Raw genomic sequence first — 21,891 nt, 5'->3', positions numbered from 1 at the left:
ATTATTCTTAATTAGATATACAAAGCAATCATCCGGGAATCAAGTAAAATCATCAGCCAAAATGGCCATTCCACATTGCCAGAGGTTGAACAGGCTATGCTTTCTCATCCATCGCTGCATTCACGTAAACATCAAACCGGTTTTTCTTGGTTTCAATGGTCATGGTTGGTCGCTGTTCATTGAGCCACGGAGCGTAATCGGGACGCTTGACCACCACTCGCTTTTTCGCCAAATGCAGTGCTGGCATTAACAATGCGTCGGCATCGTCATCAGCCCCGACCAAAGATTGAAACACTCGCATCTCTTTCTTCACCAATGCCGTTTTCTTTTTATTCACCGGATGAGGATACATCGGATCCAGATAAACGACATCCGGCCGGATATGGTGCTCAAGATGACCCAGTGCCCGGTGACTACTCTCATGCAATAGCATCATTCGCTCACTCACCCACGCACCGATCTCGGCATCAGCACGTGCACGTCTCAATCCATCTTCCAATAAAGCTGCAACCACAGGGTGACGTTCTACCATCAGAACCTGACATCCTAAAGACGCCAGAACAAACGCATCGCGGCCCAGTCCGGCCGTAGCATCCAGAACAACTGGCGTTACACCTTTGTTGAGTCCGACTGCTTTCGCAATTGCCTGCCCTTTACCACCCCCGAATTTACGTCGGTGAGCAACAGCACCACCCACAAAATCAACATAAATAGCGCCCAATTTGGGGTCATCCAGCTGACGCAGTTCCAAACGTTCTTCGGTAAGTACTAAAGCAAAGGGGCTGGCTGCGGAATGTTCAAGCTGCCATCGCTCAGCAATCGCATCCATGGTTGACTGTCCGTCAAGGGACTCTGTTAACAACTGTAGTGGTAAAAAAGACATGTTCCTCTGGTCACCGCTGTGGCAATACCCATGAAATCAAATTAACGGTATACATTATTTGACTATTTGAGTGATAGAATAGCCTGATATGATAGAACCGTAATATCGATATAATCTCTAAACCTCAGCACGTCACAAAAGACATTCCGAGGTAATCTGAGTCTATTTCCTATAAAAAACATAACAGCTCAAACAAGGAATAACCATGCATCCCAATACGGCCAAGCTAGACGATTTGGATCGTGCCATCCTAAAAATTTTAATGGATGATGCCCGCACACCCTACGCAGAAATGGCAAAACAATTTAATGTCAGCCCGGCAACGATCCACGTTCGCATCGAAAAGATGAAAAACGCGGATATTATCCAAAAAACGGAAGTGGTCGTGAACACAAAAAAGCTGGGCTACGATGTTTGCTGTTTTATTGGTATCAATCTGAATGCCGCAAGAGACTATCATTCAGCCTTAGAAAAGCTGAATGCTCTCGATGAAGTTGTCGAAGCCTATTATACGACGGGAGCATACAATATATTTGCAAAATTAATGTGTCACTCGATTGAAGAACTTCAGTACGTACTCATCGACAAATTGCAAAGTATTGATGAGGTTCAATCTACTGAAACATTAATTTCATTACAAAACCCCATCAATCGAAACGTCATCCCATGACCAACAGTATAAAGACCGGATAAATATAGTTGACTTTAAACGATGCTATTTTTTACTTAAATAATTCAGTAGCTCTTCAGCTGAAATACCTTGAGCCGCTAAATTTTTTGCCATTGATTCGACTTGCTCATATTTGCGGGATTCAATTACTTGCTCAAATTGATAAACCAAGTCACGCAGTACAGGAACAGGTACTTGTTTAGCGGCACTGCGAATGCGCTCGCTACTCTGGTTGCCCAATTCACTGAGCAACTTTCCAAACATCACCTTCTCAGGTGTTTCATCAAGTTGCTCTAAAATTCGAGCCATTTCATAAGTTGTCATCGACATATGTGATTTCCAAAAAATATTATAATGTTAAAGATATGCCTAAATAATAATCGGGAGCGAACACATCAATAATAATCTGTTTCGCCAACGATTGTTTGCTATTTATTCATATAGGACATCACATCCGATGTCCTATATGAATAACGATACTTATCAGACAAAATTGCGAGTCAGGCAAAAAAAGCGTAGCTTATTTCAACATCACTAACTCACGAGTAGCATTTACTATCTACTACAAAAAGGACAACAACAGATGCAAGGTCATATATCTGAACGAATATCAAATATAAGAAGCTGGCTAAAAGAAAACCAACTTGATGCGCTGATTGTTCCTCATGAAGACGAATATCTGGGAGAATATCTACCCGTCCACAATAAGCGCCTGCAATGGCTGACAGGCTTTACCGGTTCTGCGGGCGTTGCCGTCATTACCCAAGAGCGTGCATCAATTTTTGTTGATGGGCGCTATACGGTCCAAGTCACCAAACAAGTACCAGATTCAATATTTGAATATCGCCATCTGATTGAAGAACCATTTCTCGATTGGATAATAGACCATCTTTCCCCAAGCAGTAAAGTCGGATTCGATCCGCGTCTTCATCGGAGTCTATGGATAACACATGCGCAACAAAAGATCTCGGGGAAATTAACGCTGTGTCCGCTTCAGGATAACCCAATTGATCTGTTATGGCAGGACCGTCCAGTGCCATTTTTTTCAAAAATGTGGTTAATGGACATCAAACAATCCGGTCAGAGCAGTGAAGACAAACGACAAGCCATTGCCGATATCCTCCGAAAAAAACAAGCTCATTGTGCGCTATTAACGCAACCTGACTCGATCTGCTGGTTACTCAATATTCGCGGACAGGATATTGCCTGCCTCCCGGTACTGCTGACTTATGCCATTATCTATGACGATGCCAGTGTTGATTTTTTCATCGATCCACAACGTGTGATTGAAGAATTTGAACACCATGTCGGACCGGGCATCAAAATTTACCCACCAGAAACGCTTGAACACTCGCTGAAAAACTTACAAGGAAAGCAGGTTTTACTAGACCCCGACACCAGCAATGCTTGGTTCAGCCTGACATTACAAAATGCCGGTGTATCTATCATTCACGGTGCCGATCCTTGTATGCTACCGAAAGCTACGAAAAACGCCAGTGAAATCGCAGGAATGCAAGCCTGCCACATTCGTGACGGTGCTGCAATGGCGAAGTTCTTATCTTGGTTAGATCAGGAAGTTGCTCAAGGTAATATGCACAATGAAGCCACATTATCCGATCAATTGGCTGAATTCAGACAACAAGATCCCACTTTGCTGGATTTCAGCTTTAGTACCATTTCCGCCGCAGGCAGTAATGCAGCAATGTGCCATTATAATCACCTCAATCAGCCGACCCCCGGGCAACTGACACCGGACAGTTTCTATCTGGTCGATTCCGGTGGTCAATATACCGATGGTACGACAGATATTACCCGGACCATCGCGATTGGCACCCCATCTCCTTTAATGAAACAGCAATTTACACTGGTTCTAAAAGGTCATATCGCTTTGGCAAGCGCTCGTTTTCCAAGGGGAACATCCGGACATCAGCTTGATGCACTGGCACGCCAGCATTTATGGGCCTATGGCTATGACTTTGACCATGGTATCGGTCACGGTGTCGGCCACTGTCTCAATGTTCATGAAGGACCACAGCGGATCAGTAAAGCCCCGAATACCGTCGCCTTACTGCCGGGGATGGTTGTTTCCAATGAGCCGGGTTATTACCGTACGGATCAGTTTGGAATCCGTATTGAAAACCTAGAGCTGGTCACGCCGGTAGAAACCCAAGGTGATTTTGATGTACTGGGATTTGAATCTTTGACGCGTTGTCCGATCGACCAGCGCGCCATCGATCTGTCATTACTGAATGACGCTGAAATTCAGTGGCTCAATACTTATCATCAGAAAGTCTGGGATGATGTTTCACCGCTGGTCAGCGGTACCGTAAAAGAGTGGCTCAAGCAAGCAACTCAACCCCTCATCTAAACATCTCTTTCCCCCATCACTTTAAGACAAACCAGTCGACCTTGTCGGCTGGTTTTCACAATCAGCTCATCAGTCAAACGCAAAATTAACACCTGCAAAAAACATCAATTAGACCACTAAATAGTTTATCCAACACAACCTAAAACCAGTTAGATCACTAAACAAGTTAAAAATCATAACAACATGTTTTAAAAGAATAAATATAATGAAAGATAGTTTTTTAATGCAAATTCGATCAAAAAAAGATTTGAAATCAAATCATTTTGTGTGTTAGTTTTTTTGTTAATTAAACGTTCAATCAAAAAAACATGGAGTCGCTATGCCTAAAATCGGCATGCCAGATATCCGTAAACCGCAACTTGTTCAGGCAACGATGAATGTGATCGAACGAGTCGGATTACACGGGGCAAGTATCTCGCTTATCAGCAAAGAAGCAGGCGTTTCCGCTGGAATCATCAATCATTATTTCGGTGGTAAACAAGGATTACTCGAAGAAACGATGCGCGCCATTTTACGTGAGCATTCCCGGGTGATTACTGCCGCTTTAAAACGGCTTCCGCGCCATGCCCATTACGAACGGATTAATGCCATTATTGATGGCAACTTCAACGGATTTCAGACGGAAAGTGAAGTGGTTAAAACTTGGCTGGCTTTCTGGTCCTACTCCATGCACGACCCTCAGCTTTACAGACTTCAGCGTGTGAACGAGAAACGCCTGATTTCACACCTTAAAATCGAATTGAAAACATTAATCCCTCAACCTCAATCATTATCTGTCGCCCACGGGATTGCCGCGCTCATTGATGGCATCTGGCTGCGAGGAGCATTGAATCCAAGAGGGATTGATGCAGCGCTTGCCAGAACCATTATTAACGATTATCTGGACAAACAGATCATATATTACAACAACTTGTAACTAGGTTAGGCCTCAAAATGAAATCACTTTATATACATGGAAAGCGATGTAGCGCCACTTCCGGAAAAACATTTACTTCGTTGAATCCAGCAACGGGAGAAGTGCTTGCTGAACTCGAACAAGCCTCAACACAAGATATTCAAGATGCCGTAGAATCTGCCAAACAAGGCTTCGCACGCTGGTCAGCCATGACCGCTGTAGAGCGCAGTCGTATTCTGCTCAAAGCCGTTGAAATTCTCCGCGAAAAAAATGATGAACTAGCCAAGTTGGAAGTGCTCGATACCGGCAAGCCATTACAAGAAGCGCTTGAAGTCGATATCGTCACCGGTGCAGATGTCATCGAATACTATGCCGGACTGGCACCAACCTTAGTCGGCACACAACAACCACTGACACAAAATCAGTTCTTCTACACCCGTCAGGAACCCCTTGGTATCTGTGCCGGTATCGGTGCCTGGAACTATCCAATCCAGATTGCCATGTGGAAATCCGCACCGGCACTTGCAGCCGGCAATGCAATGATTTTCAAACCTTCAGAAGAAACACCACTGACAGCCCTTGAGCTCGCTGAGATTTATACCAAAGCGGGCGTTCCCGATGGCGTATTCAATATTGTTCAGGGTGATGGTCAGGTTGGAGAGCAACTGACATCTCACCCTGACATTGCCAAGGTCTCTTTCACCGGTGAGGTCGAAACTGGCAAAAAAGTGATGGCAAACAGCGCTCAGACACTCAAGTCCGTCACAATGGAACTGGGGGGCAAGTCACCGTTACTGATTTTTGGCGATGCCCCACTTGATCAAGCAGTATCGGCGGCAATGGTCGCCAATTTCTACACTCAGGGTGAAGTCTGTACCAATGGCACACGCGTCTTTGTTCATGAGTCCATCTACGATGATTTCTTAAAACAGCTCAAAGTCCGCACAGAGCAATTGATTATCGGTGATCCAATGGACATAAAAACACAAGTGGGTGCACTGATTTCCAAAAAACATTGTCATCAGGTGATGGCAGCCATTGATGAAGCCCGTAGCAGTGGCGCGAAGCTCCTGACCGGTGGTTTCCAAGTGACAGAGAACGGTTTGGACAAAGGAAACTTTGTTGCCCCGACCGTCTTTTATGATTGCGATGAAAGCATGGCACTGGTTCAGCATGAAATCTTCGGCCCGGTCATGGCGGTGATGAAATTCGCGGATGAAGCCGATGTGATTCAACGCGCAAATGATACAACTTATGGACTCGCAGCCGGAGTATTCACCCGGGATCTTTCCCGCGCTCACCGCATCATTCATCAGCTTCAGGCCGGTATCTGCTGGATCAATACCTGGGGTAACTCGCCGGCGGAAATGCCTGTCGGTGGATATAAAAACTCTGGGATTGGCCGGGAGAATGGCCTTGAGACACTGACTCACTACACACAAACCAAAAGTGTCTTTATCGAGTTAGGAAACTTTGAAAGCCCTTACCCGTACCAGGAGCCAACAGATGAAACAGCAGTTTGATTATATCATTGTCGGTGCCGGATCTGCCGGTTGTATACTGGCCGATCGATTAACAGAATCAGGAGAATACAATGTCCTGCTTCTCGAAGCGGGAGGCAGTGACAAAAGTATCTTCATTCAAATGCCAACGGCACTCTCCTACCCGATGAATACGCCAAAATATGCCTGGCAGTTTGAAACCGTCCCAGAAAAGGGGCTGGATGGCCGCCAACTTCACTGTCCACGCGGTAAAGTGCTTGGTGGCAGCTCGTCTATCAACGGCATGGTTTATGTGCGTGGTCATGCCTGTGACTTCGATGAATGGGAAGCTCACGGTGCAACCGGCTGGAATTATGCCAGTTGCCTACCCTATTTCAGACGCACCGAATCCTGGTCAGGCGGCGGAGATCGCTACCGTGGTCAAGATGGTCCGGTAGCAACGTGTAACGGCAACGAGATGAAACTCAACCCACTCTACAGTGCATTTATTCAGGCCGGTGTCGAGGCAGGTTACCCAGAAACGATTGACTATAACGGCTATCAGCAAGAAGGTTTCGGCCCGATGCATATGACCGTAGATCACGGTGTCCGGGCCTCAACAGCGAATGCTTATCTGAAGCGCGCATTAAAGCGCTCTAATCTGACATTGTTGAAGCATGTTGTGGCGAGAAAAATTCTGCTCGACGGCAAAAAAGCAATCGGTGTTGAATTTGAGCATCAAGGCTCCGTCAAAAACGCTTATGCCAATGCAGAAGTGATTTCATCTGCCGGTTCGGTCGGTTCGGTACAGCTTCTTCAATGTTCCGGAATCGGTCCGAGAGAAGTCTTAGAAGCCGCTGGCGTCGAAGTCAATCATGAACTCGCAGGCGTTGGCGAAAACCTTCAGGATCACCTTGAAGTCTATTTTCAGTATCAATGTAAACAGCCAATCACGCTCAACAGTAAGTTAGGCCTGTTCAGTAAAGGATTGATTGGGACACAGTGGATTCTGACCCATCAAGGACTCGGTGCAACCAACCATTTTGAGTCCTGTGCCTTTATTCGTTCCAGAGCCGGATTGAAATGGCCGAATATCCAGTATCACTTCCTTCCTGCAGCGATGCGTTATGACGGTCAGGCTGCTTTTACCGGGCATGGTTTCCAGGTTCACGTTGGCCCCAACAAACCAGAAAGCCGCGGAACCATCCGGATTACGGCGGCTGATCCGCACGTAAAACCAGAAATTACATTTAATTATCTGTCTACAGAACAAGATAAACAGGACTGGCGCGACTGTATCCGCCTGACCAGAGAGATCATGTCCCAACCGGCATTAGCCGCTTATCGTGGTGATGAAATCCAACCCGGCATTGATGTTGAAAGTGATGCAGCAATTGATCAATGGGTCAGAGAAAATGTCGAAAGCGCTTATCACCCATCCTGCTCCTGTAAAATGGGAAGGATTGAAGACCCTATGGCGGTCGTCGATTCTCAGTGCAAAGTCATCGGTATTGACCAGTTACGTATCGTTGATTCTTCCATTTTCCCTACGATTACCAACGGTAACTTGAATGCACCAACGATGATGGTTGCAGAACGAGCTGCTGATTTTATTTTAGGCAAAACCCCGCTCCCCGGCTCCGACGCACCGGTATGGATTGCGAAAGACTGGCAGACAAAACAACGGACGACTCAGCCTCAACTCGCTTCTGTATCCGTACAGAAATGAAATGATGAATAAAAAGGAAATACTATGAATTTCAGAAAATGGCCTCTTATAACGAAAATTGCGGCACTTAGCCTCGGTCTATCTTGCGTTTCGCAAAGCTATGCTGCAGATACATGTGAAACTGTCCATTTTTCCGATGTGGGATGGACAGACATTACGTCAACAACCGCAGTCACAACTGAGGTATTGCATGGTCTGGGTTATCAGACCAAAACCGACCTGCTCTCAGTTCCTGTAACGTATTCTTCGATGGCAAGTGGCAACATCGATGTCTTTCTCGGTAACTGGATGCCAACCATGGAAGGCGACATCAAGAAATATCTGTCTAACGGCAGTGTCGAACAGGTTCGGGTCAACTTAAGTGGTGCAAAATATACCCTTGCCGTCCCTCAATATGTCTATGATGCAGGCGTACACAGCTTTGCTGATATTGTGAAATATGCGGATAAATTCAAAGATCGCATCTACGGTATTGAGCCGGGTAACGATGGTAACCGATTGATTCAACAGATGATCGATACCAATGCGTTTCAGTTGAAAGACTTTAATCTGGTTGAATCCAGCGAAGCTGGCATGATCTCACAGGTGTCGCGAGCCATTCGTCGTCATCAGTGGATTGTCTTTCTCGGCTGGGCTCCACATCCGATGAATGCGAACTTTAAAATGGCTTATCTCTCTGGTGGCGATGACTATTTCGGGCCGAACTATGGAGGAGCGACGATCTATACCAACGTTCGTAAGGGATACACCTCAGAATGCCCGAATGTCGGTAAATTACTGAAAAATTTACAGTTTAGTCTACCAATGGAAAACCGGGTTATGGATGACATCCTCAACCAAAATATGAAGCCTCAACAGGCTGCGAAGTCTTGGTTGAAATCAAATTTAGATGTTTTAGATCAATGGCTTGAAGGTGTAACCACTGTGGATGGCAAACCCGGTAAAGCGGCAGTCGTTCAATACTTAAATTCTAATTCATAACCTATCCATTCATACAATACTCAATGACCGGTGCAGTTGAATCTGCGCCGGTGAGGTAAATTGGTAAATTATTGTGAATAATTTCATTACAGATTATAAAATTCCACTCGGTCAATGGATCGAGTCATTCGTGGACTGGCTCACGATTCATGCATCCGGTTTTTTTGATGCGATTTCGTATACCCTTGAAACAGTGATTATGTTTCTGGTTGATTTTTTCCAATCCATGCCACCGTTTCTTCCTATTTTGCTCACAGCCGCACTGGCTTGGTGGCTCCATCGCCGGATATCCTTGGTGATTTTTATCGTCGCCTCTCTCTTGCTCATTCTGAACCTCGGATACTGGCAAGAAATGCTGGAAACCTTTGTACTGGTCTTTTCCGCAACCGGGATTTCAGTCTTAATGGGTGTTCCGATTGGCATTATGGCGGCTCATCGACCTTGGTTGTACACCGCAATTCGCCCTATTTTAGATCTGATGCAAACCGTGCCGACATTTGTTTACTTAATCCCGACCCTTGTTTTGTTCGGCCTTGGTGTAGTTCCCGGTTTAATCTCGACGATCATTTTTGCCATTGCCTCCCCGATTCGCCTGACCTATCTGGGAATCGTTCGTGTTCCGGAAGAATTAGTCGAAGCAGGTAGAGCATTTGGTGCCAGCAATATGAAACTGTTGTTTAAAGTTGAACTACCGGCAGCGATGGCCAGCATTATGGCTGGTGTGACGCAGTGCATCATGTTATCGCTCTCTATGGTTGTGATTGCAGCCTTGGTTGGTGCAGACGGTCTGGGAAAACCTGTCGTACGGGCCCTGAATACCGTGAATATTTCGCAAGGATTTGAAGCTGGCCTAGCCATTGTATTGGTTGCCATCATCCTTGATCGACTGTGCAAAACGCCGAATCAAGCCAAGGAGCAATAAGATGAATCAATTTGTAGAACATGAAGCAGCAGATGCGATTGCAATTGAAAACTTGGATGTGGTTTTTGGCCGTCACCCTAAAAAAGCAACGGCCCTCCTCGATCAAGGCAAAACGCGTCAGGAAATTATTGATGAAACCGGATTAGTCGTTGGCGTGAATAACGTCAGCCTCAAGGTGAAAGAAGGTGAAATCTGCGTATTAATGGGATTGTCCGGTTCGGGGAAATCAAGTTTACTGCGAGCCGTTAACGGACTCAACCAAATCACCAGAGGATCCCTGAAAGTAAAACACGGTCAAGATTTTGTTGATGTTGCCAATTGTAACCGTGAAACATTACGTCATCTTCGGACTCAGCGTGTTTCGATGGTGTTCCAAAAGTTTGCACTGATGCCATGGTTATCCGTAGTTGATAACGTCGCCTTTGGCCTTGAAATGCAAGGGATATCCAAAAAAGAGCGCCGTAAACATGCGCGTGAACAGCTGGAAATGGTCGGCTTAGCAGAGTGGGAAAACCAGTTTCCCCATGAACTCTCTGGTGGGATGCAGCAACGTGTTGGTCTCGCACGTGCTTTTGCAATGGATAGCGATATTTTGTTAATGGACGAACCTTTCTCAGCACTTGATCCACTCATTCGGACCCAGCTTCAAGATGAATTGCTGACCTTACAGAAAAAATTAAATAAAACGATTTTGTTTGTCAGTCATGATTTAGATGAAGCATTAAAAATTGGTAATCGCATTGCCATCATGGAATCAGGGGAACTGATTCAACACAGTCGTCCGGAAGAGATTGTTCTGCAACCCAAAACGGACTATGTCCGTGAATTTGTTGCCCATACAAATCCATTGAATGTACTTAAGGGTCGTTCTCTGATGAAGCCAGTTGATGAACTGACACATCAGGAAGGACGCTGGCAGGTTTGCCAACAAAACGATCTATGGCTGGAAGAGCAAAGCGGTAAACTAGTCGTTCAAGGCTCAGAGTCACTCAAGACTATCGAATGGAATAAGAACCTTGATATCTCCTCATTGGATAAAAATACCATTATTCTGGTTTCACCCGATATAGAAATGCGTGATGCGATTGAAATTCGCTACCATACCGGTCATCCGGTTATTTTAGTTGAGGATGGTCAGTTTGTTGGCATTCTCAGTGATGACAATTTCTATCATGCTCTGCTTGGTAAATATAATGAGGCCACCAAAGCAGCATAGGCATAGATTAATCTAAACACTGCTGTTTCGATATTTTTGACACCGCAAAGGTGTCTCAGACAAGATAAATAAAGAAACAAGAAGAGAAGGTTTGATCTCATCATGAAGATAAGTCTTCTCTTCTTCTTGCTTCTGTTGACACACTATTTGTTGACATACTATTCAATAAAAATTAATCGATGAAAATATACGCCGATGTTTCACGTGAAACATTGACAGAGAGAACTAGGCCTACAGCGCTTAAAAACCTAGTTCTTGTCATAGTATGCTAATTGAAAATTACGTGTTCGTTGAAAAACCTCTCATAGCATAGAAATTAAGCTTCTTAGCCGGAAAAAACCGAGTGCCAGTCATGCCATACCGGCTCCAATCCTTGATATATGATCGCTTGTTCCACCTCTTCAACTGAGCGATCATCGTCAATACTAAACTGCTCTAGCGCTGTTGATTGAACGGCGTACCCCCCCGGCTGTGTTTTGGACCCCGCAGAGATAGCTGTAATACCAAGTGGCACTACATTATCTCTGAAACTCGGTGATTCCCGGGTCGAAAGTGATAATTCAATCTCGGGATCAAACAAACGAAATGCACAGATCGTTTGCACCAGTTGTCTATCCGTCATGATCGAAGCCGGCTCAACGCCACCAGTGCATGGTCGTAAACGCGGAAAAGAAATCGAATAGCGAGACTTCCAATATGTCTTTTCCAGATAGGCAAGATGCAGAGCAACGTGGAAAATATCCGTTCGCCAGTCATCTAATCCGATCAAAGCCCCCAAACCAATTTTATCAATACCCGCTCTACCAAGCCGGTCCGGTGTCAGTAAGCGATATTCAAAGTCAGTCTTGTTGCCCCGTAGATGATGCTGTGCGTAAGTTGAAGGATGATAGGTCTCCTGATAAACCATCACGCCATCCAACCCTAATGCTTTCAGCCTGACATACGCTGCTTCATCCAGAGGCTGAACTTCCATTGCCAGATAGTTAAAATGCTGTTTAATCTGAGGGATCACTTGTTCGAAATACGATAGTCCAACTTTCGTCTCATGTTCACCAGTCACCAACAAAATACTGTCAAATTTCATCTGTTTAATCGCAGCAATCTCGGCCTCGATATCCTGATGATTCAGTATTTTTCGCTTGAGCCGATTCTCCATTGAAAAACCGCAGTAGGTACATGAATTAGAGCAAAGGTTAGACAGGTATAGCGGGATATAAAATCCCACCGTATTACCGAACCGTTTTCTGGTCAGCGCCATGGACTGCTGGGCCATCTGCTCAAGAAAAGGTTCTGCCGCCGGAGAAATCAACGCTTTAAAATCTTCCAATGACCGTTTGGTTTTCCCCAATGCACGCACCACATCAGCTGATGTTTTGCTATACAGCGAAAGACGCACATCGTCCCAGTTGAATTGATGGAAAACGTCGAGAAAACTCATCTCACGCCTCCCCTAAAAATTGAGTGAGCGGACTGGTTCCCACCGCATGAGATGATGCAACACCCCTGCCTGCTTCATAGGCAATACGTCCGGATTCAACCGCCAACTTAAATGCTTTTGCCATCATCAGCGGATCGGCTGCACTGGCAATTGCCGTGTTCACCAACACTGCATCTGCCCCCATTTCCATCGCCTGAGCCGCATGAGATGGTAGCCCAATCCCGGCATCAACCACCACGGGAACATTGGCTTGTTCAATAATAATTTCCAGAAAAGATTCAGTGGCTAGCCCCTGATTTGAACCAATCGGTGCCCCAAGCGGCATAACCGCTGCGCACCCGACCTCTTCAAGACGTTTGCATAAAACCGGGTCCGCATGACAATAAGGCAAAACTATAAAGCCATCGTTTACCAGTTGCTCTGCGGCACGCAGTGTTTCAATCGGATCCGGCAGCAAATATTTGGGATCAGGATGAATTTCGAGTTTAATCCAATGGGTTTCCAGCGCTTCTCGTGTTAAATGCGCGGCAAATATCGCCTCTTTTGCGGTCTTTGCTCCGGAAGTATTAGGCAGAAAATGTAAGTCGAGTGTCTGCAAAGGCACTAGAATATTATCATTTGCATGTTGCAGATCGATCCGTTTTAAAGCCATTGTCGTCATTTCTGAACCGGATGCTTGAATCGCTTTCACCATCATCTCCGCACTGGCAAATTTACCGGTGCCGGTGAATAAACGGGAACCGAATATTCTGTCTGCAATTTTTAGGGGGGTATTCATATCTGATGCTCCATTGTTGCGCAGTGTTTGAATTGCCATCTACTTAACCTCCGGCAATGACCTGAAAGAGCGAAATCTGATCACCATCATTGAGCATCACTTGTGACCATCGGCTTTTCGCCATCACTTGCTCATTCAGTGCAAAAACACACCCCTGTTCAGGTAAATGAAGCTGGATGATCACTTGTGCTAACGTGATACCAGCAGGAAATGTATAAACGGTTTCATTCAGTGTTATTTGAATATTCATCTCATCCACCTTTCTTACTATGACTATTTCCAATATCACACTCACCAACTGAGTCACCACACACCGGGCAATAAAGGTCTTTTTCATAGCGCAATGATTTCAGCCGTATCCTTCGTCCATCAAAATGAAAAAACTCAGCCATGCTGCCACTCGGGGTCAATTGTTCATTTGTATGTAAAGAAGTATGTAAAGATCGCGAATTTGAAGATTGTGTGTGTAAAGATTGGTTGGTTGTAAAAGATGAGTTCGGATTGATATCCCTGAGTAATTCTTGAATCACCTGAAGTGCCTGAAGCGAGGCCATCGTTCCGACAGTCGGACCCAATACACCAGACTCATGGCATCGCTTAGGGTGATGATCTCCGGTATCACCAACTAAGCAACGATAACAGGGTGCATCATTTGAAAAGCGATGAACGGATAACTGCCCGTCCCAGCCAATCGCGGATGCAGAGACGAGAGTTGTCTTTTGTTGATAACAGATACGATTGATTTGATGGCGGGTCGGAAAGTTGTCACTACAATCGATCACCACATCAGCTAACATCACCTCAAGCTGAAGTTGTTTATCGTCCAGCTTTTTATCAAGGGTTCTGATCCGACACTGATGATTAAGCGCGCGTAGTTGGTTGGCAAGCGCACGTACTTTTTGAGTACCGACATCCGCTTCCCGATAAGCAATTTGTCGATGCAAATTACTCATCTCTACCGCATCATGATCCACCAGAACTATCGAACCGATGCCCGCACCGGCAAGATACAGTGAAACATTTGTCCCTAATCCACCACAGCCAATCATCAGTACATGCTTTTTGTTCAGTTCACATTGGCCGATTTCACCAATGTCTGGCAAAGCAATCTGTCTCTGATAGCGAAGAAATGCATCATCATCGAGTAACGACATGGCCCTTCCTCCCTGACTGAGATTGTTCTTTCCTCGATAGAAACAACTGCTGAAAAGCATCAACGGCACTCGCAGTGTTTGCCGCTTGTGTCACAGCACGAACCACCGCTAGACTTGAGACACCCTGTTCTAAAACAGTTGCGGCGTTATTTAAATCTATCCCGCCAATTGCCACCGTTGGAATCGCCAGCTGATGTGCCCGTGCAATAGAATCGACGAGCTGTTGATAGAGTCGTAGCCGGGCAAGCCCTTGCGGTTGAGAAGGCATCTGTTTGGTTGTGGTCGGGAAAATATGTCCTAGGGCGATATAACTTGGATGAAGTTGTTGTGCCTTGAGAATTTCCCAGTAACCATGAGTTGAAATACCTAAACAAATGCCAGCATGATGCAGCGCCTGAATATCGGCGGTGTGTAAATCTTCTTGTCCCAGATGAACACCAAAAGCCTGATATTGAATCGCAAGTTGCCAATAATCATTAATAAAAACTTGCGCTTGATATGTTCTCCCCAGCGAGACCGCTTGTTTAATTTGCTGCTCAAGGTCAGGCTGATGTGGATTTTTAATCCGTAACTGAATCGTCTTCACCCCTAACCGGAGTAATTTATCTACCCATATCACATCATCAACTACCGGGTAGAGTGACAAGTCTTCAATATGAACGGCTTTAAATTGAGGGCGCTGTGTCAGTTGATGTGAGTCAGACACAGATAGCCCACTGACTGAAGAGACAACCGGAAATGCATGCCCATCTCGGGGCCATGTTTCACGTGAAACATTCATGGAAGCCCGAGCAATGATCAGAGCATCTTCAAGCGGAAAGTCTAAAGCCAGAGCGCCAATCAACCAGGCTAAATGCTTCGCAACAAATGCATGTTGAGAGTCATCAGAGCGAGTCGTTTCAGAATCTAAAACTTCCGGCGCTAACACCGAGGAAAATGTAGCAGAGGAAAGCGAACGAACCTCATTCCCCACCCGCCATAATTCAGAGTGTGGCGCATCTGGTTGTGGTGAAGACGCGACAACAATATGAGCATGAGCAGCCATTCCCGCTTTTGCCTTTGCCTGTTGTTCATCTTGTTGAGCCCACAGATGATCACCATCACCCATGAGTTCACAACCATGGATTTGCTCACAATAGCTCATATGATAGTGCTGCTGAATATCTTGCTGCTGGGCAAAAGTCATCATTTGCTGCTGCTCAACAGCTAGCACGACGCTTTTATTTCTCAGCTCATCTTGCTTCAAACGAACATACAATCCACGGTGATGCGAGTCAGCATCAAACAAGAAATTCTGCTCCGGCCCGGCAAGTCCTACCGACTGTGCTATGTTTAACACTCGGTGAAGATTGACCTTCACCGATGCGAGCAGATCGGTCGTGCAAAAGACCTCTGCGATACTTAGCCCAATCATCCTACTCCTCCTGATCAGCATCCTGAGCTAAGCGATATAGTGCTGAACCTTGCGCTTTAAACTCCTGAGATTTTTGTTTCATGCCTGCCAATCGTTCAGCATCTGACGGGTTGGTTACCATCTGAATATTTACAGAATGATCATGCTCGGAATGACTATCCTGTTGCGCTTTCGCATATTCACGAACTTCCTGAGAGATCTTCATTGAGCAGAATTTAGGACCGCACATTGAACAGAAATGAGCGACTTTTCCCGATTCTTGAGGCAGCGTTTGATCATGGTAAGTGCGAGCCGTGACCGGATCTAAAGACAGATTAAACTGGTCTTCCCAACGGAATTCAAACCGTGCTTTCGATAAAGCATTATCTCTGACTTGAGCACCGGGATGCCCTTTCGCTAAATCAGCAGCATGGGCAGCAAGCTTGTAGGTAATTAATCCCGTTTTCACATCTTCTTTATTCGGCAGACCAAGATGTTCTTTAGGGGTGACATAACAAAGCATTGCACAGCCGTACCAACCGATCATGGCCGCACCAATCCCAGAGGTAATGTGGTCGTATCCGGGCGCAATATCGGTTGTCAGTGGGCCTAAGGTATAGAACGGCGCTTCCGAGCAATGCCGTAGTTGCTCTTCCATATTCTCTTTGACTAAATGCATTGGCACATGTCCGGGGCCTTCTATCATGACCTGAACATCATATTCCCATGCAATTTTGGTCAGTTCTCCGAGAGTTCTGAGTTCAGAGAATTGGGCTTCGTCATTGGCATCAGCCACGGAGCCGGGCCGGAGTCCATCCCCTAAAGAGAGTGAGACATCATACTGGGCACAGATCTCACAAATGTCCCGGAAATGGGTATACAGAAAGTTTTCTTCATGATGTGCCAGACACCATTTCGCGATGATAGAACCACCGCGGGAAACAATTCCCGTCACCCGCTTAGCGGTCATAGGAACATAGCGCAACAGTACACCGGCATGAATCGTAAAGTAATCGACCCCCTGCTCCGCCTGCTCAATCAACGTGTCACGCATGACCTCCCAAGTCAGATTTTCGGCAACGCCATTAACTTTTTCCAGAGCTTGATACATCGGTACAGTACCGATAGGAACCGGACTATTGCGTAGAATCCATTCTCTCGTTTCATGTATATTGCGCCCAGTGGAGAGATCCATCACCGTATCAGCGCCCCAGCGGGTAGACCAAACTAACTTCTCAACTTCCTCTTCAATCGAAGATGTGACGGATGAATTACCAATATTGGCATTCACTTTGACTAAAAAGTTACGCCCGATAATCATCGGCTCAGATTCGGGATGGTTGATATTTGCCGGAATAATCGCTCGCCCTTCTGCGACCTCGCGTCGGACAAATTCAGCGGTGATAACTTCCGGCATATGGGCACCGAAACTTTCTCCGGGATGCTGTAAGTTCAATTGCTCATCACGATACTGCTGACGCTGCATATTCTCACGAATCGCAATAAACTCCATTTCAGGCGTCACGATGCCACGCCGGGCATAATGAAGCTGGGTGACACAATGACCGGGCAGAGCTTTACGAATGAGCGGTAAATGACCGTATCGCAAAGAGTCGAGCGTTGTATCCGCCAAACGCTCACGCGCATAATCAGAGGTCATCTGCTCCAGCATTGCTGTGTCAGACCGCTCTTCGATCCATGGCTGTCTCAAGGCCGGTAATCCTCGATACACATCGATTGTATAGTGCGGGTCGGTATACACGCCTGAAGTGTCGTAGACACAAATCGGTTCGTTAGGTTCATAGACAGGGCTATCCTTCGAGTGACCGACCAGGCTATCGGCAAGCTGGATAGCTCGCATCGGTACCCGGATATCTTCCCGCGAACCCTGTAGATAAATTTTGCTTGAATTGGGATAAGGTGTTGACTGGATATTTTCAATAAACTGCTTTGCTTCCAGTCTGGATTGTTTACGGCTCGACATGCATTTTTCTCCAGTAAATGGTTAAGAAATAAATGCTTGACGGAAGGACGCATAGACAAGAGGTGAAAATCGATTATCGCGTGATGAGGAAAAGCGACATACAGAAAGATTTTCGGACAATAGAGAGGCTGTGGTGAAATGTAATATAGCCTGAATATTCTCTCTTGTTCCCTTCGCAGGTATTAACCTGATCAGGTTCAACGGATCCCGAATGAACGGTCTCAGCCCTTTGGCACTCCGACAAGTATCAACATTATAGAGAATGGATTTTATTAAACAAAGTAAAAAAAATATTTAACTCTTTGTGATCAGTTGAAAACCAACCCACGCAGCAGAAATACTCAAAGTAACGTTCAACAGGATATTGAGACCAAACTTGATAAATGCGCCTTGCTGCATCAATAAAACGTTATCCATAGAGAAAGTAGAAAAAGTCGTCAAAGCGCCTAAGAATCCTAACCCAATGATTTGACGCCATGGTTCAACGGAAATCAATTGTCCCTGAATAGCCGCAATTAAAAGCCCCATCACAAATGAGCCTAAAATATTTACGGTCAGGGTTCCATAAGGAAAACCTTTACCGAACAGAAACACACAAAGTTCTGAAATCAAATACCGGGAGCAAGCACCGAAAGCGCCCCCAAAAGCAATAAAGCCCAGAATAGAGAACTGACTCATCATCATTTCCTCAAAAAAATCCCCAAATACAACCTTTCTTAATTAAAAAATACGAGTATCAAAGGTCATACAAATTCACACAATGAAAAAGTTACAGGAGTCACTTTATGTCAAAATCCTTCACTTAATCCGATTTTACATACCCATCAAGTATCATATTATGGTTCATGTCTGATACGGGCACCCAGCTCATACGAGTATCGGTATAGAGTAGCACTTGCTTCAATATCCGCTGTTCAGGGAGATGAATAGAATAATGATGGTACTGTGTGACATGAAGAAGATCAAAAATATAAATTCAGTTGGGAGTGAAACGGTTGAGGACAATGCTTGGCATTTATCGTTTACCAAACTCATTCATTCCTCAACCTTATAGAAGAGAGGGTATCGTTCCGTCAGAGTAATTGACTCTGTGATTCCAAGCTGAGATTTAAGACATCAAATTCCTATTCAGCCTGACCCAGTATAAGCTGATCCCCTTCCCAGAAAATCTGTTTCATACGGGTATGACGGTTGGGATCCCATAACGGGTCACCTTCAATCTCCGTATAATCACGGGCGTGATACACCAAAATATCATTGCCCTGCTCATCTTTGGTAAAGCAGCTGTGTCCGGGACCAAAAACACCTTCGTCGGCGTTGGTCACAAAAACCGGCTGTGGCGATTTGTACCAATTTGCAGGGTCAAGTAAATCTGTATCCTCATCAGCTTGCAAAAGCCCCATACAATAACGTTCATCGGTCGCACTGGCAGAATATGTCAGCCAGACTTTTCCGTGACTAATCAGGATGTACGGGCCTTCATTAACCATGAAACCTTGAGTTTCCCAATCAAACTCAGGTATCGATAAACGACTGGCGGGTAATTTTAGTGTTGTCGGTGACAACATTTCAGCAATGTATAAATTGGAATTACCGGCTATCGTTTGTTCTTTCTGTGCCCAGACATAATACCGCGTTCCTCGGTGTTCAAATGTCGTTGCATCGAGACAAAATGAATCGATGCCAGAATCGATCTGTCCACAAAACGTCCATGGTTGCGCCAGCGGGTTTTCCCCATCACAATGAATGGCATACATGCGATGCTGAAATAAACCATCCTTTATTTCCCGGCTGGGCGCGGCAGCAAAGTAGATATACCAACTACCGTCAATCGCGTGGATCTCCGGTGCCCAGATTAAATCGGAGTAAAGGCCATGATCCGGCTTGTGCCAAACCGTCACGACTTCATTCGTTTCTGCCAGACCGGCCAGCGTTTTTGCTCTTCTCAGCTCAATACGATCATATTCAGGAACCGATGCCGTGAAATAATAGTATCCATCATGATGAAGATAGACATGTGGATCGGCTCGCTGTTCAATAACTGGGTTTTTTATCTTAAATACCATGGAATAACCTCATTTTGCTGGAACAGATAGCGGTGTTTTATCATGCACATGATCGATACCATCACTCATCGCTTTGCTGTCTGCCCCTTGATGAATCATTGCGGTGTAATAGCTGTCTGTCACTTTATATCTGAACATCAAAAGCCCCATGAGCAGATGGAATATACCGGGAATGAGGGTGAGCATTAAAGCAATCCCAGTTAATGTAAAGCTCGACTGTGCCTGATTCGGTGCATAATCAAAGAAAGTCAGTAACCATCCGACAATCGCACCGGCAATCCCCATTCCAAATTTTTGACAGAATGAAATACCGCCAAACGATAAACCAGAGACTCGTTGACCCAATTTAAATTCACCATAATCAACCGCTTCAGCAATCGCTGACCAGAAAACAGGCGCGTGTAAATCAACAATGAAAGAAAGCAGAAAATAGAGAAAAAAAGCGAGGACAAAATCAGACGGCCCGACAGAAAAATAGAGCACAGCGCTCAGGATCATCACAGCAATCTGACTGTAACGGAATAGTTTAATCTTACAGTAGTATTTCGTTATCCAAGTTGACGCCACCATCGCCAGAATCGCAGCGATAACCCCTGTCGCAAGGAATGCAGAAATCGTCGCAGCATCTCCTCCCAGATAATATTTGGCATAATATGCAGCAACCGAGCCTCGCACGGTGTAACCAACCGTACCGGTGATACAAACCATACATAAAATGACCCACTGATCATTGCTGATGAGAGATTTCAGTTGTCGGGTAAATGGCTTACTCTCGATGACATAATCGATCCGTTCCGTCGTCGTAAAATAACAAAATAAGAACAACAGTGTCCCCATGGAAGCCATTAATCCCATCGCATACTGATAGCCTAATTGAATATTTTCACTCCCCCACCTTTCAGAGAGTAAGGGAACAATAATGGTCACCAGAAACGCAGCAATTTTGGCAAAGAATAGCCGATATCCGTTGGCTGATAGCTTCTCTTTCGGATCATCGGTAAGCACACTGATTAAAGAAATATACGGAATCGTGACAGCGGTAAACATCACCGTCACAAAAATATAGGTCGCATAGGCATAGGCTAATTTCCCGTTGTAATCCAAATCTGGCGTACTAAAGGTTAAGAACACTGAAATGCCAAAGGGGATTGATAAAAACAGCATATAAGGACGATAGCGCCCCCAACGGGTATTCACTTTATCCGTAATCATCCCCATGATAGGGTCGGTCACCGCATCAATTAAACGAACAACAATGAATAACATCGCCAGATCACTGGCTTTAATGCCAAAGATATCGGTATAAAAAAATGTGATAATCAGCATCATCGATGAAATCACCACATTAACAGCCATATCCCCTGAGCCAAATCCAACTTTCTCAAGCACAGAGAGTTTGAACTTATACATAGTCATAGACCTCGTTCAGATAGAAATAAAATCAGGTATCTTCGTTATTTCGACCCCGAATTATTATCTGAATAATGAATGCTATCAGCTGCATAATATGCAGATTCTATAAATCAGCGGATATGTCCATCGATATAGCTATTCTTACTAAAACGAATCTTTTTATATCATTATTGTTATTGAAATAGTGTTCTTGGCTTCAGCAGTAATGTGTCCGCCTCTATGTAATCCTCTCTCTTTTCAATCGTCTATAGAACGAAGCCATCATCTAAACGCAAAAAAGCCCCAGTTGTTCGACTGAGGCTCAATAGCATTGGAATAAAACGATATTTTTGAATAAACAAACAAGATTCGTTATCTCTCCGCCAGATACGAAAAAACCCCAGCATGACTGCTGAGGTCTTCAAATCAGTGGCGGAGCGGACGGGACTCGAACCCGCGACCCCCGGCGTGACAGGCCGCTGGTTTTAAAAAGAAAGACTAACCCACTGAACGACCGCGCCACTTTCGCTAAACGCTAAAA

The 21,891-nt window shown here is 45.2% G+C and carries 19 protein-coding genes and 1 riboswitch; of the genes, 8 read left to right on the top strand and 11 right to left on the bottom strand.

What is annotated here, in order from left to right; translation table 11 throughout:
* Positions 1–94 precede the first annotated feature (94 nt).
* Positions 95–829 carry a class I SAM-dependent methyltransferase gene (locus AC55NX_RS06250; protein WP_496995074.1) on the bottom strand — a complete coding sequence of 245 codons (735 nt, stop codon included), beginning with the start codon at positions 827–829 and terminating at the stop codon, positions 95–97.
* 259 nt (positions 830–1,088) lie between these two features.
* Between AC55NX_RS06250 and asnC the strand changes: the two genes are divergently transcribed.
* Entirely contained in the window at positions 1,089–1,553 is a 465-nt protein-coding gene (gene asnC, locus AC55NX_RS06245) for a transcriptional regulator AsnC (RefSeq protein WP_038185337.1), read from the top strand.
* Between the two features lie 45 nt (positions 1,554–1,598).
* Here asnC and tsrA read toward each other — a convergent pair whose 3' ends face one another.
* A complete protein-coding gene (gene tsrA, locus AC55NX_RS06240; protein WP_059123126.1) occupies positions 1,599–1,883 on the bottom strand; it encodes an H-NS-like global regulator TsrA in 285 nt (94 codons plus the stop codon).
* Positions 1,884–2,136: 253 nt separating this feature from the next.
* On the opposite strand from tsrA, the gene AC55NX_RS06235 reads away from it, so the two are divergent.
* The 7 genes from AC55NX_RS06235 to choV all read left to right on the top strand — a co-directional run bounded on the left by AC55NX_RS06235 (position 2,137) and on the right by choV (position 11,145).
* Entirely contained in the window at positions 2,137–3,921 is a 1,785-nt protein-coding gene (locus AC55NX_RS06235) for an aminopeptidase P family protein (RefSeq protein WP_496994964.1), read from the top strand.
* A gap of 319 nt (positions 3,922–4,240) precedes the next feature.
* Positions 4,241–4,837: a transcriptional regulator BetI gene (gene betI / locus AC55NX_RS06230; protein WP_496994963.1), complete on the top strand. Its 597-nt coding sequence runs from the start codon at positions 4,241–4,243 to the stop codon at positions 4,835–4,837.
* Positions 4,838–4,854: 17 nt separating this feature from the next.
* Positions 4,855–6,339, top strand: a complete 1,485-nt coding sequence (gene betB, locus AC55NX_RS06225; protein ID WP_496994962.1) for a betaine-aldehyde dehydrogenase — start codon at positions 4,855–4,857, stop codon at positions 6,337–6,339.
* Positions 6,323–8,026 carry a choline dehydrogenase gene (betA, locus tag AC55NX_RS06220; protein WP_496994961.1) on the top strand — a complete coding sequence of 568 codons (1,704 nt, stop codon included), beginning with the start codon at positions 6,323–6,325 and terminating at the stop codon, positions 8,024–8,026. The genes betB and betA overlap by 17 nt, the downstream gene beginning before the upstream one ends.
* A 24-nt stretch (positions 8,027–8,050) precedes the next feature.
* A complete protein-coding gene (locus tag AC55NX_RS06215; protein ID WP_496994960.1) occupies positions 8,051–9,007 on the top strand; it encodes a choline ABC transporter substrate-binding protein in 957 nt (318 codons plus the stop codon).
* Positions 9,008–9,080: 73 nt separating this feature from the next.
* Positions 9,081–9,929: a choline ABC transporter permease subunit gene (gene choW, locus AC55NX_RS06210; RefSeq protein WP_496994959.1), complete on the top strand. Its 849-nt coding sequence runs from the start codon at positions 9,081–9,083 to the stop codon at positions 9,927–9,929.
* 1 nt (position 9,930) lies between these two features.
* A complete protein-coding gene (gene choV / locus AC55NX_RS06205; protein ID WP_496994958.1) occupies positions 9,931–11,145 on the top strand; it encodes a choline ABC transporter ATP-binding protein in 1,215 nt (404 codons plus the stop codon).
* A gap of 325 nt (positions 11,146–11,470) precedes the next feature.
* On the opposite strand, the gene thiH is transcribed toward choV, so the two are convergent.
* The 9 genes from thiH to AC55NX_RS06160 all read right to left on the bottom strand — a co-directional run bounded on the left by thiH (position 11,471) and on the right by AC55NX_RS06160 (position 21,368).
* On the bottom strand, positions 11,471–12,583 hold the full coding sequence (thiH, locus tag AC55NX_RS06200; RefSeq protein ID WP_496994957.1) for a 2-iminoacetate synthase ThiH: 1,113 nt from the start codon (positions 12,581–12,583) through the stop codon (positions 11,471–11,473).
* Between the two features lies 1 nt (position 12,584).
* Positions 12,585–13,361 (bottom strand): thiazole synthase, encoded by a 777-nt coding sequence (locus AC55NX_RS06195; protein ID WP_496994956.1) that lies wholly within the window; start codon positions 13,359–13,361, stop codon positions 12,585–12,587.
* Positions 13,362–13,404: 43 nt separating this feature from the next.
* On the bottom strand, positions 13,405–13,611 hold the full coding sequence (thiS, locus tag AC55NX_RS06190) for a sulfur carrier protein ThiS (RefSeq protein WP_496994955.1): 207 nt from the start codon (positions 13,609–13,611) through the stop codon (positions 13,405–13,407).
* 1 nt (position 13,612) lies between these two features.
* A complete protein-coding gene (locus AC55NX_RS06185) occupies positions 13,613–14,515 on the bottom strand; it encodes a HesA/MoeB/ThiF family protein (protein ID WP_496994954.1) in 903 nt (300 codons plus the stop codon).
* Positions 14,499–15,929 (bottom strand): thiamine phosphate synthase, encoded by a 1,431-nt coding sequence (gene thiE, locus AC55NX_RS06180; protein ID WP_496994953.1) that lies wholly within the window; start codon positions 15,927–15,929, stop codon positions 14,499–14,501. Before thiE ends, AC55NX_RS06185 begins: the two co-directional genes overlap by 17 nt.
* A gap of 1 nt (position 15,930) precedes the next feature.
* Complete coding sequence (gene thiC, locus AC55NX_RS06175) at positions 15,931–17,892, bottom strand: phosphomethylpyrimidine synthase ThiC (RefSeq protein ID WP_496994952.1); 1,962 nt, start codon at positions 17,890–17,892, stop codon at positions 15,931–15,933.
* Positions 17,893–18,043: 151 nt separating this feature from the next.
* Positions 18,044–18,142: riboswitch (TPP riboswitch) on the bottom strand.
* A gap of 44 nt (positions 18,143–18,186) precedes the next feature.
* Positions 18,187–18,570: a fluoride efflux transporter CrcB gene (gene crcB / locus AC55NX_RS06170; protein ID WP_059123139.1), complete on the bottom strand. Its 384-nt coding sequence runs from the start codon at positions 18,568–18,570 to the stop codon at positions 18,187–18,189.
* A 446-nt stretch (positions 18,571–19,016) separates the two neighbouring features.
* Complete coding sequence (locus AC55NX_RS06165) at positions 19,017–19,958, bottom strand: glycoside hydrolase family 43 protein (protein ID WP_496994951.1); 942 nt, start codon at positions 19,956–19,958, stop codon at positions 19,017–19,019.
* Between the two features lie 9 nt (positions 19,959–19,967).
* Complete coding sequence (locus tag AC55NX_RS06160; RefSeq protein WP_496994950.1) at positions 19,968–21,368, bottom strand: MFS transporter; 1,401 nt, start codon at positions 21,366–21,368, stop codon at positions 19,968–19,970.
* Between the last annotated feature and the right edge of the window lie 523 nt (positions 21,369–21,891).

It is taken from the genome of Vibrio rubrogenes, assembly GCF_059641415.1.
Note: the sequence above shows the minus strand (reverse complement) of the source record. Positions and strands in the feature narration are given on the sequence as shown.